At 59.7% G+C, this 16022-nt stretch carries 12 protein-coding genes; 5 read left to right on the top strand and 7 right to left on the bottom strand.

Going from position 1 to position 16022, the window contains the following annotated elements; translation table 11 throughout:
• Window positions 1–380: 380 nt before the first annotated feature.
• Window positions 381–1862: a GDSL-type esterase/lipase family protein gene (locus tag LMG28727_RS11415; protein ID WP_201642438.1), complete on the bottom strand. Its 1482-nt coding sequence runs from the start codon at window positions 1860–1862 to the stop codon at window positions 381–383.
• A gap of 509 nt (window positions 1863–2371) precedes the next feature.
• Here LMG28727_RS11415 and LMG28727_RS11410 point away from each other — a divergent pair.
• Together LMG28727_RS11410 and LMG28727_RS11405 are read left to right on the top strand one after the other, a co-directional pair.
• Window positions 2372–3286 (top strand): LysR family transcriptional regulator, encoded by a 915-nt coding sequence (locus tag LMG28727_RS11410; RefSeq protein ID WP_201642437.1) that lies wholly within the window; start codon window positions 2372–2374, stop codon window positions 3284–3286.
• Between the two features lie 206 nt (window positions 3287–3492).
• Window positions 3493–4260, top strand: coding sequence for an SDR family NAD(P)-dependent oxidoreductase (locus LMG28727_RS11405; protein ID WP_201642436.1), 768 nt, complete (start codon window positions 3493–3495; stop codon window positions 4258–4260).
• A gap of 547 nt (window positions 4261–4807) precedes the next feature.
• Here LMG28727_RS11405 and LMG28727_RS11400 read toward each other — a convergent pair.
• Window positions 4808–5560, bottom strand: coding sequence for an SIR2 family NAD-dependent protein deacylase (locus LMG28727_RS11400; protein WP_236591735.1), 753 nt, complete (start codon window positions 5558–5560; stop codon window positions 4808–4810).
• A 371-nt stretch (window positions 5561–5931) separates the two neighbouring features.
• Here LMG28727_RS11400 and LMG28727_RS11395 point away from each other — a divergent pair, with 371 nt between their 5' ends.
• Window positions 5932–7194 (top strand): hypothetical protein, encoded by a 1263-nt coding sequence (locus LMG28727_RS11395; RefSeq protein WP_201642434.1) that lies wholly within the window; start codon window positions 5932–5934, stop codon window positions 7192–7194.
• Window positions 7195–7278: 84 nt separating this feature from the next.
• Here the strand turns inward: LMG28727_RS11395 and LMG28727_RS11390 are convergent, their stop codons facing one another.
• From LMG28727_RS11390 to LMG28727_RS11380, 3 genes are all read right to left on the bottom strand, one after another.
• Complete coding sequence (locus tag LMG28727_RS11390; protein ID WP_201642433.1) at window positions 7279–7686, bottom strand: hypothetical protein; 408 nt, start codon at window positions 7684–7686, stop codon at window positions 7279–7281.
• 43 nt (window positions 7687–7729) lie between these two features.
• Window positions 7730–8497 (bottom strand): SIR2 family NAD-dependent protein deacylase, encoded by a 768-nt coding sequence (locus LMG28727_RS11385; protein WP_328810586.1) that lies wholly within the window; start codon window positions 8495–8497, stop codon window positions 7730–7732.
• 478 nt (window positions 8498–8975) lie between these two features.
• A complete protein-coding gene (locus tag LMG28727_RS11380) occupies window positions 8976–9968 on the bottom strand; it encodes a helix-turn-helix transcriptional regulator (RefSeq protein ID WP_236591733.1) in 993 nt (330 codons plus the stop codon).
• Between the two features lie 1310 nt (window positions 9969–11278).
• Between LMG28727_RS11380 and LMG28727_RS11375 the strand changes: the two genes are divergently transcribed.
• Both LMG28727_RS11375 and LMG28727_RS11370 read left to right on the top strand, forming a co-directional pair.
• Window positions 11279–12445, top strand: coding sequence for a porin (locus LMG28727_RS11375; RefSeq protein ID WP_201642430.1), 1167 nt, complete (start codon window positions 11279–11281; stop codon window positions 12443–12445).
• Window positions 12446–12892: 447 nt separating this feature from the next.
• Window positions 12893–13942: an AraC family transcriptional regulator gene (locus LMG28727_RS11370; RefSeq protein ID WP_201642429.1), complete on the top strand. Its 1050-nt coding sequence runs from the start codon at window positions 12893–12895 to the stop codon at window positions 13940–13942.
• A 2-nt stretch (window positions 13943–13944) separates the two neighbouring features.
• Here the strand turns inward: LMG28727_RS11370 and LMG28727_RS11365 are convergent, their stop codons facing one another.
• Together LMG28727_RS11365 and bktB are read right to left on the bottom strand one after the other, a co-directional pair.
• A complete protein-coding gene (locus LMG28727_RS11365; protein ID WP_201642860.1) occupies window positions 13945–14796 on the bottom strand; it encodes a 3-hydroxybutyryl-CoA dehydrogenase in 852 nt (283 codons plus the stop codon).
• A gap of 34 nt (window positions 14797–14830) precedes the next feature.
• Window positions 14831–16018: a beta-ketothiolase BktB gene (gene bktB / locus LMG28727_RS11360; protein WP_201642428.1), complete on the bottom strand. Its 1188-nt coding sequence runs from the start codon at window positions 16016–16018 to the stop codon at window positions 14831–14833.
• Between the last annotated feature and the right edge of the window lie 4 nt (window positions 16019–16022).

The raw sequence follows: 16022 nt of genomic DNA, 5'->3' as shown, positions 1-16022 counted from the left end.
CGATGTATTTTCAACGCAAGCGTGTCGAAACCCGGTGAGCCTGGTCCCACGCTCGCGCGCGAAGTAGCTTTCGTCGACGAACAGATCCAAGCCCTTCGACATACGTTCTTGATATCTCGAACCGCTATGAGGACATGCCGCGCGAAGGCCTGGCAAACGCGTGAACCACCGCTGCGGCCCGGAAACGAGAACCGCCTCCGTCATAACTACGGAGTTTGCTTCGCGGTGGAAATAAAACATCCGGTCCGCACACATCAAGCGCGTGGGCGACGGAATCTGGGAGCACTGCTTCAGTGCAGAAAAAGGTCGCAACCGCTTCACCTCAGGCGAACGGTTGCGACCTGGCGAGACAACCCTATTTCATGGATCGCGAGACAGGGCTAGTGTCCATTTCTCGGCAGCCCAACGACCGAATTCGCCGCCGTCACACCCATCGCCTGATAACCCGCGCGATTAGGGTGCAGATAATCCCCTGCACTTCCCTCACTATTCGGAACGAACTGCGGATACAAGGTCCCCGTGCTCGGATCGGTCGTTACGGCTGCGAAGTCGGCGGTTGCGTCAAACAGTCTGCTCGTCAGAATGAAGTTATCGAGCGTCTTGCGGTAACCATCCACCTGAGCGCTGCCGTAAGAGGCCGCGAACGCTGCGCCCGCCGCTGCGGCCAGCGGGCTATTGGCGGGCACCTGTCCGTTCGGAACAAAGCTCGGCGTGAGCGTCGCGCCGATCACCGCGATGTTCGCCTTGCGCAGCGCCGCGACCACTTGCCGGTAGCCCGCGATGATCGGCGGCGGCGTCAACTGTGCGTTGCCGAGATCGTTGATGCCTTCCATCCACACCACGAGGTTCACGCCCGACAGCGAAATGACATCGCGATTCACACGCTGCGTGGCGGGTTGTCCGGCGAGTTGCGCGACCACACCGTTGCCGCCAATCCCTTCATCGACCACGCTGACGTGATCGCCCAGCCGGTTGTGAAGTTGCCGCGACATCACATTGGCCCAGCGGTCGCTGCCATTGAGCGTGGAGAACGTACCGTCGGTGATCGAGTCGCCGAACGCGACCACCACCAGCGTATCGCGCGGCGCAAGCACGTCGAGTTCGCTGACGAAGAAATACGATGTGGTGGAATACGGATAGGCCGTGTCGTCCTCGGCCAGAACCTGATCACCCGAATTGGGCGCGCTGATGTAGGAAGTCGTGAACGCTGTCGCGTGATAGCTCGCCGGACCCGACGCGCCATCTACGGCGAAACTCACCGCGAGGTTGCGTCCCGCCAACGCGTGAGGATCGCCTTGCGACACGAACGGCAACTCGACAGGATCGCTGAATATCTGTTGCCCGGCTGGAATCGTCACGCTTTGATTGCCGTTGAAACTCAGCGACACACTGGTGCCGGGCACGAGGTTCGCTTGATAACTTTGCAGTGCAACCGCGGCATGACTGAACGTGACCGGCTTGGTGCCGAACACATTCGAAAAGCGCACCCGTATCTTGCCGCCCCATAGATCGGGCTTGATGATCATCCTGAAAGTCTGATTGACCGCGCCGTTCGTTGTCGCACCCGGTAATGGAAAACTCAGATCGGGTTGCGGATCGTAACCGGGAACGGAGGCAGCTTGTGGCGTGGTGGGCAGTACATAGGCTGCCTGAATCGAGGTTGCCCAGGACGCGGCCCATTTACCGCCTCCGCCACCGCCATTTCGATCGTTGTCATCGGCACTGACTGAGCCTGACGCAAGAACGCACGCTGCCAGTGCCGCGGCAGCGAGTAATTTGCTGCGCCGCACGCTGACATATAGCGACATTCCGACCGACGTGATCCACGACGATAGCCGGTTCGTCCTTTGTATCGCTTGCATTTTGTCTCCTCCGTTGCGAGCGAGCTCGCATCCTGCTTCATGGCACACAGCCGTGAAAAGCCAACTGTGTGGCTACGACTTCATGCAAGAGGAAACATAGTACAAAAGCACAGACAGTATCGACGCCATGACTTCGAATGACGTGAATTGGCGGGATACGCCTTACAAAAAAGCCATACGTATTTAGTTATTTCGTTACCGCAATGCGACCGGTGACTGTTGACGATCTATAGGGCAACACCGACAGATCCTGCCCCTGCCACCAAAAACTGCTGTACGACCTCTAGCTGGAAGTGCTAACTGCACCTCGCCATGGCAACACCTCAAGGGTTGATTGATGTTCAGCTCTTGGGGTGCAGTTCAGATTGCAGGAGACAACAAGCGGACCACTGCATCTCACGGCGCTGCGCCGCATCGGCGGCAGACAACGCGCACTTTGTTTGTCCTGAGCTGCCTGTCGTTTCGCTACACTGCGCATTTTCGCTGACAACCCTGCCAGGAGGATGCACATGGACCGCATGGTGACGATGGAGACTTTCGTAACAGTTGTCGATGCGGGTTCGTTTTCTGCCGCCGCACGTCGGTTGAAGTTAGGTCAACCCGCTGTCTCCAAGGCGGTTGCCCAGCTGGAGGAACGTCTGGGGGCCCGCTTGCTATTACGATCGACACGGGGTCTGGCGCCGACCGCTGCCGGGCAACGGTTTTATGAGCACGCGCTCAGAGCTATCTATGAGGCAGAGCAGGCCGAACAGGCAGTGCGCGAGTCGTCCGATGGCTTGTCGGGGCAACTACGCATAGGTGCGGCCGTCACCTTCGCCCGGCTGCACGTGTTGCCTGCACTAAAGCCTTTCCTCGATCAACACCCCAATCTGAACATCGACATCGTGCTTGATGACCGGTCCGTTGATTTGCTCGAAGAGGGTGTCGATGTCGCATTGCGTATGGGCACGCTAGACGACTCGACCATGACTGCGCGTCGCATCGCGAACGGGCGGCGACTCGTCGTCGGCACGCCATCGTATTTCGCAGAGGCCGGACTTCCGCAAACACCTGTCGACCTCAGCCGGCATCAGGCGATCGTCTACTCGCTGCGTGGCGGCGGTGAATCGTGGCTGTTCAGCCGCAATGATGGATCTGATTCAACCGTGACCTTGTCCGGCCGAATCAGCGTGAACGCAGCTGAAGGCATGCGCACGGCAGTCCTCGCTCACATGGGCGTTGCTGTCGCATCGGAATGGATGTTCGCCCCTGAGCTCGCGAACGGCACAGTACAGGCCGTGCTGACTGACTGGACCTTGCCGACCATCGACCTGTGGGCAGTTTTCCCTGCCGGACGCATGGCAACAGCGAAAGCACGGGCCTTCGTCGCGTATGTCGAGCACCTTCTCAATGAGCATCAATCCAGCGACGACCCAGTTGCCTAGCCGCTTTGCAGCTGGGCTCCAATTGCCCCAATCTGCCCCCTCGCAGCAGGAATAGCAGCTATTCCTCGGCCACGACTACCGCGAGACACCGCCCGAGCGGAGGATGCGCATCAACCAATGCATCAAAACATTGGCTCTGATGCAGCAGTCTCTTGCGGCTGTTCAAACCGAAGGACCGATTCGAAACCTACCTGTTGAGGAAAACCATGACTCAAGCCCTGAAAGGCAAACTCGCTCTCGTTACTGGCGCTTCGCGCGGAATTGGTGCAGCTATTGCGGCACGTCTTGCGCGCGACGGTGCATCGGTCATCGTCCACTATGCGTCGAGTTCCGAGCGCGCCGAAGCAGTCGTCAAGGAGATCCGTGATGCTGGCGGCGAGGCTGAAGCGGTCGGCTCCAACCTGTCGACGCTGGAAGGCGTCAGGAGTCTCATCGATTCGCTGAACGCTGCGTTCGGCGGCCGCTTCGAGGGGCGGCTCGACATTCTTGTCAACAACGCGGGCACCGTCGAATATGGGCCATTCCTCGATTCTTCGGAGACCTCATACGACACGCACTTCAACTTGAACGTTCGTGCGCCGATCGAACTGGCAAAGGACGCGGCAGCGCGAATGGTCGCGGCCGGCTGGGGACGCATCATCAACGTGGGCTCGGCCTTCGGCGAAGCCGCGCCACTGCCTGGCGTGACGCTCTACATCGCATCGAAGTTTGCACTTAGAGGCTTCACTCGCGGGCTATCGCGTGAACTCGGCAAGTACGGCGTGACCGTGAATGCCGTTCAGCCCGGCCCGATCGATACAGAACTTGCTCCGCAGCCAGGCACCGAAGATCACGCAACGATGATCAAGCTCGCAAGCGTTGGCCGTTTCGGCAAACCTGCGGAAATCGCGGCGGCCGTTGCGTATCTCGCCAGCCCCGAAGCGGGCTACACGACCGGCGAAAGCCTGACGGTCGACGGCGGATGGATCGCCTGAGCCGGGCTGCCCTGCTGAGCGCTGTCCGAATATCTCGTGGATGTCGGATAGCGCCAACTCAACGTAGCGACAAAAGCACTGACGTGTAATTGGTATCTATCTCAACCCGTCGATACTGAAACGGCTAAAGGGACCGCGCGGTGCTCGTCGAAGGGCGAGCACCGGGGGGCGGAAATAACTTGAAGTCAGGCTGCAATGACTGGGATCGCCCGTGTGACTGTTTGCTTCAACTCTCGCCATCCTATGTCAGTGCCGACAGACGACCGCTGAGGATCGGGAAGGCGCATTCGCCAATAGGGAAAGCTGACTCTCGCCGACACCCGGTCGCGAATGTCTGCAATGAAATCAGGAACGGTCGCACGTTCCTGATCGGCCACCGTCGGCAAAAGCCAGCTTGCCGTTCGATTCAACGCGATGAATGCCGCTTACCTACATGTCCACAATCAAGACGGCACCGCCTTGACTGGCCGAGTCGGGTTGGCGATATCTCCAACACCTCGGTGACCGTAAGCAAATACCTGTCAGGCCGGTTTGCACTCGATATTGATCACAACTTCCTCTGGCTTGCCAGCGCCTCATCAATGCGGCTCAGCATCTCCAACGCTGAGCCGAAAAGCGCAACACCGACACCTTGTCCAATCTCGGCGTCACGAGGATTAATGCGAATCAGAGGCGTCCTGAGGCTCTCGGCGAACATCCGTACACTCGGTACCGCGAGACCGGCACCTATCTCCACAACGACGGGATTTCGAACCTGCCCGCGCCAAACTTCTTGCCGCAATTGCTGTGCGAAGGTACGCGCACCCAGCCATGCACTATCGGAGAACATCAGGAAATTAGGACGCGAGAAACTGCCGCAGCAGGCGCAACGCGGCAATCCGGCGTTGGTCAGGCGGTCGGCATCGCCCAGTGATCCCGCAAGATCGTTCGACGACCAGATCGCAGACGAGCATGGTCGACTGCACTGCATGAAGTTGATCGATCCGTGACACTCGACCACACGATCTTCGGCGAATCCTGCGCGCTGGAAATGCCCGTCGACATTGCTCGTATAGACAAACGCGCCGTGGCGAGTGTATTGAGCCCAACGAAGCAGCATCTGATACCCCGCGTGCGGAACGGTTCGGGTGCACGCCTGCAACGCGCGACTGTAAAAGCGCCATGCGGCGAGCGGGTCGCGTCTGAAGATGTCACCTTGGGTCAATGCGCCGATATCGCGCGCGTTCATTCCTTCCGGGAGCATGCTGGTCCAGAGCCCATGCGATCCGCGAAAGTCCGGCAGACCTGAGTCGACACTCATTCCAGCTCCCGCAGCGATGATCAGGGCATCTGCATGCCGCAACAGCCGGGCTGCTTCTTGCACGGACCGAGTCGTATCCATCTCACACCCTCCTTGTTAAGCGATCAAGAGGGAGTGAGCGTAAGGATCAATCAGGCCAAGTTGTGTCCGTTTTGGTCGCCGGACTATGGTGATCGAATGCCGCGCATCCGGTACGTGCCATTACATGCGGAAGGCTCGTTTCCTAAGGCCATTCTCGCCGTAAGAGCCGATGCGTTGCTCGCCGCCGATTCAAGTCATCCTCGATATTTGCCGATATCGTCCAGAAGGACGTATATGACTCGCGCTGGCCAAATGCGATTCGGGGCGAGATTTCATGAGGAGAAGAAGATTTGATTTTGCTTCCGCATGCAGGAAACTGCGAGATCCCCGACCAACGTTTCCTCGCTGCATGGGACTTCTGGTTCAAGCGGTTTGGAGGGGGGCGTGATCCAGCGAGCGGCGCGATGCCGCGGCTGAGTTCCATAAAACCGCTTGCGGTGTTGTGGGACAAGGGTGCCCAATTCTCGCTGGAAGTTCTGTGTCGTACGCTCACAAAAGCCACATACTGGAACACCGGTCAGGCCACCGGGCCTATGCTGCAAGCGAACGCGCGTCTTCTCCAAACCACGACGACGATCAATCCCCGCACCCTTCGGGAGGTCCATGGCGTATGCCTGACCGAGTATGGCCGCGAGCGCCTCGCTGGTGCCATCAGCGACCCTGATCTGGAAGCACGGATCGCTGTCTTCGAGCAATCCGACTTCGACATCCCCGATGGCAAAGCCAAAGCTCCGCCGCTAAAAGATTGGTCGCCGGAGCCAGCACCCCTATCTGTGCCGCCGCGAGATCTCCCGGCGGATCTGATCAAGGCACTGGTTGCCGACATCGAAACAGATCCGTTCCGACCGGTCTATCGAAAAGCGTCCCTCGGCGCCCCGATAAGCGGCTGGCGTACACGTCTCGCTCACTACTTCTGGCCGCGGCCGGAAGTTGACTACCACGCCACCATGCGTGACCTCGCGCCACTGTTGGCGTTGGCAAACGAGTTGGCGACGGCGGTTGGTCGCTGGACGAGCGTGCAGCGCGCACAAGCGATCAGCTTCGCCGAACAGGTCTTCGCCTGGGGCGGCGTGCCACAGCGCACGTTCGACGATAAAACGGTCGAAGCAGTGATCATGTCGGCAATCAAACACGAAGCGTTGCCAGGCGCATTGATGAACAGCGGTTGGACCAAGGTCGCCGCCTTCGCCACCGCGCACCTGGAGCCGGAAGGCGTACTGGTGATCTGGGACAGCCGCGTCGCTCATTCATTGATCACGCGCATCGATCGACTTCTCGTTGCTCGGAGTATTCAGACTGTCCCGAGTTACCTCAAGGCCATTGGTCGAGTGCCCGGCCGCGGCGGTAGTCGTACACCGCCGCCCGAATACGGCGTGAAAGGCTGGGGCATCGGGTACAAAAGTTGGGCTAGCGTATTTGCCGGCAGCGCTCTCGTTCGCGCCATCCGCGATGAACTGAATGCGCGCGAAGAAATGACAACGGCCCTGGGCGTTCGGCCTGAACCATGGACGCTTCGACAGGTGGAAATGGTGTTGTTCATGGATGGCTACTGAGACTGTCCGCCGGGTACTACCGTTAACGCACCGGCACCAGCACCAGCGCCCGGATCACTCCCGGACGCCTCGTGCAGCGCGCAACTAGAGTCCGTCCGCGACGCTGTCCCAGAAGCCCGGCTCGTCGTGGTGCCGGTTACGCATTGCATGTTCTAGCGACAGCACGAAGAACCGAGCGCCGCCGAATCGCATGGTGCCGTCCGGATATTCGAGGAAGGCTTTGAGTTGCCGGTACCGCAGATCGTCGTCGTCGAACAGAACGTCAAGATAGAGTTGACCGGCATAGGCACGGAATGTTGTTTCCGACGCCCAATCGCCACACGGTTCCCACGAAAACGAATTCTCGTCCAGCCAGCGAATGATTTCTCTACGGCTCAACGACGACTCATAATGCGACGACGCGGCGTCGGGCAACGGGAAAAACTCCAGGTACAGCACGTCACGTCCTCTTTTTCGAGCGATCGCGTCGATGTGTTCGATCATCAGAGGCATGCAGGCATCTCCATTTCGATTGCGGTTTCCCAAGGCCCAACGCTCACGTCTGCGGATCGCCAGCCGCTGAGTTGCACAATTGCTCGTCCAGTAACTCGAGCACCTCCAGTGCGGCACCGGCTATACCGATGCCCGTTGCAGATTCGAGTTGAAATTCTCGCGGGTTTATCCGGATCAGTCGTCCCGCGTGATATTCGCCCACACGACGGACCGTGGGAATGGAGCGCCCCGCGCCTAGCTCCAGCACCGTCAGCGGGTGCGGGCTACTCGCCAGCCACGCGGAGAATTGGCGCTCCGGCAGAAGGGTGCGATCTTCGATCCATTCGGAGTCGTTGAACATCAGGATGTTCGGCCGCGCAATGCCGCCGCACGACGGACATCGAGGCAGCGGCGAAAGCAACCGGCAACTGTGGGGGTCCACTTGCGGAGCAAAACTTCCGGAAGGCCACAGCCGGGTTGAGCAGACGTCGAGACACTGCAGCCAATGAATCGAGCCATGACACTCCATAACGTCGCTTTCCGGAAAGCCAGCTGCCTGAAAATGTCCATCGACGTTACTCGTGAAGACAAATGCGCGGCCGGGTCGCTTCGCAGCCCAGTCACGCAAGATGCGATAACCGCGATGCGGTTGCGTGCGGCGATACAGTTCAAGCCGATGACCATAAAAGCCCCACGCCTGGGCAGGGTCGCGCCTGAAAGCATCCGGAGAGGCGATATCCTCGAATCGCAACCCCGAGGCCTGCAGCGCCGGGTAAGCCCGCCAGAATCCCTGCGTACCGCGAAAGTCCGGCAAGCCGGAGTCGACGCCCATGCCAGCGCCGGCGGTGATCAATAGTCTGTTCGTGCCCCTGAGCCACTCCGCGGCGCGTAGAACTTCACGGTTCGTTGACATCGTCGATTACCCCCTGATTCCAGCCGCGTTTGCGCGCGGCGCCCGCAAGTTCAGTTGCGTTCGTTCCATGCGTGACTGATCAGTGCAGCAAGAAAGTTGCCCCTGCCTATCGGGCGACCCGACGGGGTATGCGTGACATCGGTTGCGGGATCGTATCGGCCGAGGATCCGCCCGGTGTTATCGCTTGCCGTCTGCCGACCTTCGTCGTCAGAACTGATGGAGCCCATCGGAAATCCATGCGTAGTTTTCAGGTATTCGCGTCGCAATTTTGCTCCTTCGGACTTTCGTTCGCGTGGAGGCCGCACGAGCGATGGCGGCCGAACCGTTACCTTAAGGAACGATTCGGCCACACGGAGTCCGAATGTCGTCGCGGCGAGCTCGGAGAGACGGGCTCGGCTTATCGGGCCGCGCTGGCGTCGTCATAGCGTTTCAGGAGATTGCGTGCTCGTTGGGCGAACTCATCGCGCAGGCTCTGTGGCGCGAGAATTTCGATGGAGTCGCTATGACTATGCAGAAACTGACGAAGCATGACGGACGGCTTGACCCGCGCCGTCAGGACAAACGAGTGGTTCTCGCCCTCCTCCACGGGTTCCTGATCGCTCGACAGCCGGAACTCCCGAAGCATGTGGGAAGAGCGCCTGCCTTGCCCGTCGTTCGCACTTTCGTATACGCGCAGCTTCAACTCGACCTCAGGCTCCGGCATGAAGTGGAACTTGCTCTCCGTCTCAACGTACTTCGTCAGGTCGAATGCGGGGTCCTGATCGGCGGGTTCGTCCAATACGCGTACGTCAGACAGTCGATCCATCCGGAACATGAATTGATTGCCCGGGGAGTCCGGTCCCCAGGCAATCAGGTAGAGCACGCCGGCCCGATCTACGAGTGCGAGTGGACTCATCCGATAGACCCGTTCGCCCGGTTCAATTTGACCTGCGGGCCGATTGCGAAACGACAGTTTCAGGTCGTAAAGCAGACCTTGAGTCACCGCCTGATAAACGCCTGCGTCGACAGGCGGCGCAAGCACAGGCTGAGTGCTGTCGATTCTGAGCGTTTTTCTTGCCCAGGTTCGTCCGCGCTTCGCTCGCTCATTGTTACGTTCAAGGGCGAGCGTCGCTGTCGCCCGCTCGAAATAAGGCTGCAGTTCGGCTAGAACCACAGCCGGAAGCTGCCGGGCGGCGACCCGATTGAGTGCGCATAGCGCAATCGCCAGATTTGCACTCATGGTTCTTTCGTCCCGAAGCAACGGGCTTGCGCTGGTCTTGAACCAACGCGCTCCACGGGTGTGGCCGACATGGCTGACCAGTTCGCTCATGCCGGCTAGCGCGCGGCGTACCGTTCGCTCATTGGGCTTCGGGTCGAACTCGGCCGCGAGACGGGCCAGCAGATCGGACATGGAAATCCCAACGCCTACGGCCTTGGGCACGTCATCTTCGTCCTCGACGTACGGCAATAGGCGGAACAGGGCTTCGACGAGTCTGGAATTGGAAGGCATTCGGTCGCGCGAGATAGATGATTGGAAGCCCGATGCCGGGCGTCGTGGTTCCTCGGCTTTCGAGTGTAGCGAGAATCAGGACATGCCGTGTCCTGAAGCACAGCTAGACTGCCGATTCAATTCGACGCTATGGAGGGGCTTATGCCAACGGCTTATACACTGGGTAGACGCAAACAATTCGAGTATGAGGGTTCTGTCAAGGCGGGATTGACGTTGATCGTTGGCGTTAAAAGAACGCGGCATCGCATTGATGCGGAAACGCTGTCCAGGCTGCTCGCACATTTTCGGCATCGGAAAGCTTCTGCCCCTGTCGGCTCCTCTCACGACAAACCGCCGCCCGGTTCGCTGGGCGAGTGGCTGATCGCGAATCATTCGAAGAGGCAGATTTCGCGGTATGTCGCACCGATTCTCGTGTCGGAAGGGTACGCAGCAATCTCGGGCGAAGGGCTAGCCTTCCCATAAGCTGCTCGTTAAGCAGCGAGCGCGACTCATGCGGCGCCCGCCATCTCATGCGGTTCGCCGTGCTTCTCTTTTCACCTTCTCGATGTACTTTTGCATACCAATCATGGATATGACACCCACGACAAACACGATTGCGAATGCGGCAAGACTTCACGCGGTGAGTTGTTGGTAATCACTTGTACTCCGTTCGACATGCCGTCATCCACACGCTACAAATAGAACGGCACCCTCTCCCCTCAGCGGCCGCTGATCACCTACAGATCCGCGAACCTGTCGAATTGCGCGAAAGGCGTCATGCAATCCGGGCATGGCTGGCATCAAATTTCCATGTGTCTGGCTGCGCAACTTGACTTACATTCTTTCCGACGCGAGCCCAGCACGCCCTTGATTCGTCACGATAATTCCGCGATCCGTTGCACTGTTCCATCGGCGCTTCGGTCGCACGTCGGACTTACGCGAACCCAATCGCGCGTTCGGCTTATCGCGATGCGATGAAGGAAGTCCTCGCACGCCGGCCGGTTGGTCGGACAGAGGGTCCGGCGCTCTGTCCGGTGATCTCAACGAGACGAATCCTCACAGGGCAGGCGCAGGCAATCTGAATCCGCGGGATCAGCGCCGTGCGGTACTGACCGGCAGCGCGCGATCCCGGTCAGTCATGTGGCCTCCCGATAAAAAGCTGCCCGAGCCTCCGGCGCAAGTCAGATGTCACGTGTGGCCTAAAAGACTATAAAACTTATGTAGGAGACAAAATGAAGTTGAAGATTGCAAGCTCAGCTGCGCTTCTCGCATTCGCAGCGGCATCCGCCCATGCGCAGTCGTCGGTCACGCTTTATGGAGTGCTCGACACCGGCGTGATCTGGCAAAGTACCAATGTCGCGACCTTCGTGCCCAACGCGGCGCAAAACCGGAATCTGGGTTCCCGTGTGGGCCTCAACGAAGGCGGAAGTATGTTCGGCCTGACAGGCTCCGAGGACCTCGGCGGCGGATACCGGGCCAACTTCAAGCTTCAAGGATCATTCTCTCTGACCAACGGCAGGTCGGGTCTGCCTGATGCGCCAGGCGCGTCGTCGCTGTTCACCCAGGTCTCGACAGTCGGCCTCCAGGGCTGGTTTGGCCGCATCGACTTCGGCCGCCAATACGCGCCGATGGCATACGCTCTGTCCGATACGGACACGCGCAGTGCACAGTACTTCGGCAGTATTCTGACCGCCTGGGTGGCCATGAACACCGTGGCCGGATGGCCGGGCAACAGCACGAACGTCGCATTCGGCGGCCTGTATGAAGACAATGCGATCGTCTACAACTCGCCGTCCTTTCATGGCGTGTCGGTCGCACTCGAGTATGCGCCCGGCGGCGTGACTGGACAGCTCCAGGGAGGCACACGCGAATCGGCCGTTCTCAAGTATTCGAACTACGGGCTGAATGCCGCCGCTATCTACTACAACGGGCACGACACGAACCCGTACCAATATCCGAAGGTGACGGCGGCAGTGCCGGCCACCGGTCTGAACAACAACCGCTTCGTGTATTTCGGTGCGAAATACACGTGGAGAAGCCTCTCCGTGTCCGGTTCGTTCAGCAACGGGCATAACCCCGCGAACGAGAATACTGGCGCGCCGGGCGGCGCCTCGGGAGATGTGGACATGTGGACCGGTGGCCTCGGCTATCGCTTTACACCGGCCTTGAACGTCACGTCGGGTCTCTACTACCTGAAGGACCAAAAACATAATCAGAACCAGTCGACCCTCTACGTGATCGGCGTGAACTACAGTCTGTCGAAGACCACCCTGACGTATGCCGATATCGGCTACGTGTCCAACCGCGGAGCCATGAACCAGGAACTCCAATACGGAGCGCCGTTGGCTCCCGGAAGAAACACGACGGCTGCAACGGTTGGACTGCGTCACACATTCTGATAGCCACGGCCGGGAAAGCGGAAGACGCCGGGGTGGGGGCGTCTTCCTATATGTGACGACGGTACGAGAAGCGAGCGCCCGCCGACAGCCCTGACGCATCTGCAGTTGAACTCGGGGCGGCGCCGTAACCCGCAAACCACACCCCCGAACCGAGACCCGATCGCGCCTATGAATGTGGCCGCCGCGCAAATCGTCCATTGGCAGCGCGAATGGCGCGGCAACGATCCTGTCAGACACCGTTCGCGTTATCCTCGTCAGCCGCCGCCGTTATTGAATCCGATCACGCCCACCTCAAACATACCGGCCAACCGGCGCGGCCTGTCTTCTCTCTTTTACCTGCGGGCTTTCTCAACCCGCATGTCACCGACTCCCTGTCTCTGACAGTACCGGCGTATCATCGCAATCCACTGCGCCGCCACGCGCCATGGAACAAACCTTATCTCCATCATGCAGGAACCACTTGAAGCCACCGTCTCCATGTCCGTCGTGCATGGATTTCTCTCAGGTGTCGATCGCGCGACGATGACGCAGTTCGCCGAGCGCTCGGGTATCGCCTCCGAGTTGTTATCGCAGCCCGGTGCCCGCGTCACTCAGGAGCAGTTTTCGACGCTATACCGCTTGCTCGCGATGGAACTCGATGACGAGATGCCTGGCATCTTCAGCCGGCCGCTGCGCAACGGCTTGCTGAAATATCTGTGTCTTAGCCTGCTCGACGCCGGCAAGCTCGAAGTTGCACTCAACCGCTTCGGCCAGTTTTTCCACCTCATCCTCGACGATTTCCGGCTGCAGATCCGGCGCGATGAGCAATTCGGCTACGTCGAAATGGTGGTCGATCCGCACGGGCCACCCGTGAGTCCTCTGGGCCGGGAATTGATGCTGAAGCTCGTGCACGGCGTGGCATCCTGGTTGATCTGGCAAAAGATTTCCCTGGCCGAAGTGTCGTTCGATTTCCCTCGCCCGGCCCAGGCTGGGGACTATCTCTATCTGTTTCCTGGCCCGATCCGCTTCGGCGCAGCTGGGACCCGCATCGCGTTCGACGCCGCGCTGCTCGAACTGCCTATCCGGCAACGCAAATCCGACCTGAACACCTTCCTTGCCCGCGCGCCTGAAGACTGGATCTTCGTCTCTTTCGGCGCGCAGATGATGTGCCACCGCGTCCGCCAGCATGTCGCTAATTCTTTGCCCGAGATTCCGACCATTGAGAACGTCGCGCTCGAACTGCACCATTCCGTGCGCACGCTGTGCCGGCGGTTGGTTGCAGAGGGCACCAATTTCCAGTCGATCAAGGACGAAGTACGGCGCGACGTCTCCATTCAGAAACTTACGCGCTCTCAGGACACCATTGCGTCGATTGCCTTCGATGTCGGTTTCGATAGCGCGTCCGCATTTCATCGCGCGTTCCGGCACTGGACAGGTAGTACGCCCAACGCTTATCGAACGACAGTTTCAACCGGCCAGTCCGAGCCGCCCGAGCATCCCGGCGCGACCACAACCTGAATCTAATCGTACTGATAGACGCCGCGACGCGTTTTTCGTCCCAGTTGCCCAGCGGCCACGTATTCCCGCAATAACGGCGACGCGCGATATTTCGAGTCGCGGAAATCGTTGAAGAGCACGTCGAGCACCGAAAGACAGACGTCCAGTCCGATCAGATCGGCGAGGGCCAGCGGACCAATCGGATGATTCGCACCGAGGCGCATGCCGGTATCGATCTCTTCTGCCGCGGCCACGCCCTCGGCGAGTACGAAAAACGCCTCGTTGATCATCGGCACGAGAATCCGGTTGACCACGAAGCCCGGCGAGTTCTTCACGCCGATGGGCGACTTGTCGAGCCTCACGGTCAACTCGCGAACGGCTTCCGCTGTTTGCGCGCTAGTCTGCAAACCACGAATGATTTCCACGAGCGCGAGGAGCGGCACCGGATTGAAAAAATGCATGCCGATGAAGCGCGACGGGTCCGCCAGCGTCGCGCCGAGCGTCGTGATCGAAATCGACGACGTGTTCGATGCAATGATCGCGTCGGGCCGCACCACGGCTTCGATCTGCCGGAGGATGCGGGTTTTCAGTTCGCCATTCTCCGTGGCGGCTTCAATCACGATATCGACACCGGCGAGGCGCTGATAGTCGGTCGATATTTCGATGCGGGCGAGCGCATTGTCACGCGCGGTTGCATCGATTTTGCCTTTGGATACGAGTCGCTCGAGACTCCCCTTCAATGTCGCCATACCCGCTTCCAGCGCGGTGTCGTGCAGGTCGACCATGATCACCTGCATGCCGGCCATCGCAATCGTCTGGGCGATTCCGTTGCCCATCGTGCCCGCGCCGACAATCCCTACCGTTTCGATCTTCATCACCATTGTCTTACTCCCGTGCGTTGCATCACGCTTACTGAAGGTTTTCGAACACCGCGGCAATGCCCTGCCCGCCACCGATGCACATCGTCACCAGCGCGTAACGGCCGTTGATCCGCTGCAATTCGTAGAGCGCCTTCACGGTAATCAATGCACCGGTCGCGCCGATCGGATGCCCGAGAGAAATCCCCGAGCCGTTCGGATTGACCTTGGCCGGGTCGAACTGCAACTCCTGACTGACTGCACAGGCTTGCGCAGCGAAAGCTTCGTTCGCTTCGATCACGTCGAGATCGTCGATGCGCAGACCGGCACGTTGCAGCGCGATGCGCGTCGCCGGAACCGGACCGATCCCCATGTAGCGCGGATCCACGCCAGCATGCGCATACGACACCAGACGCGCCAGCGGTTTGAGGCCACGTTGCTCCGCCGTCTCGCGCGCCATCATGAGGACGGCGGCAGCGGCATCATTGATGCTCGACGCGTTTCCGGCCGTGACCGTGCCAGAGGTCTTCTGGAACGCCGGACGAAGCTGTGCAAGCTCGTTCGGATCAAGTTGGTGACGCACGTTCTCGTCCGTATCGAACACGATGTCTTTGCCTTTGACCTTGCGCGTTATCGGAAGAATTTGCCCCTTGAAGCGCCCTTCCGTGATCGCGTGAGCGGCCCGGCGATGGGATTCCACCGCCAGCGCGTCCTGTTGCTCGCGGGTGATGCCGTACCTCACCGCGACGTTTTCGGCCGTGTTACCCATGTGCATCGCGTAGAACGGATCGTTCAATGCGCCGAGCATCATGTCGATCAGGCGCGTGTCGCCCATCCTCGCGCCGAAGCGCACATCGGGCGTGATGTATGGCGCGCGGCTCATGTTCTCCGCGCCGCCGCCAATCGCAATGTCTGCATCGCCGAGCAGGATGGTTTGCGCGGCGGAGATAATCGCCTGCAAGCCCGAGCCGCAGAGACGGTTCACGGTAAAAGCCGGCGTTGCCTCCGAAACACCGCCGTTGAGCGCAGCAACACGCGCCAGATACAGATCCTTCGGTTCGGTTGCAATGACATTGCCGAACACGACATGGCCGACCTGATCTCCTTCGACGCCGGCACGCGCCAGCACGTCCCGCACCACCAGCGAGCCAAGCTCGGTCGGCGGCAGGTCTTTCAGGCTTCCACCGAACTTGCCAATGGCGGTACGAACTCCGCTGACAACGACGACTTCTCTTTGCATTTCA

Origin of the sequence: Paraburkholderia metrosideri (assembly GCF_904848625.1) — a bacterium.
GTDB classification, from domain to species: domain Bacteria; phylum Pseudomonadota; class Gammaproteobacteria; order Burkholderiales; family Burkholderiaceae; genus Paraburkholderia; species Paraburkholderia metrosideri.
The sequence above is the reverse complement of the archived record's forward strand: the minus strand, read 5'-3'. Positions and strand labels throughout refer to the sequence as shown.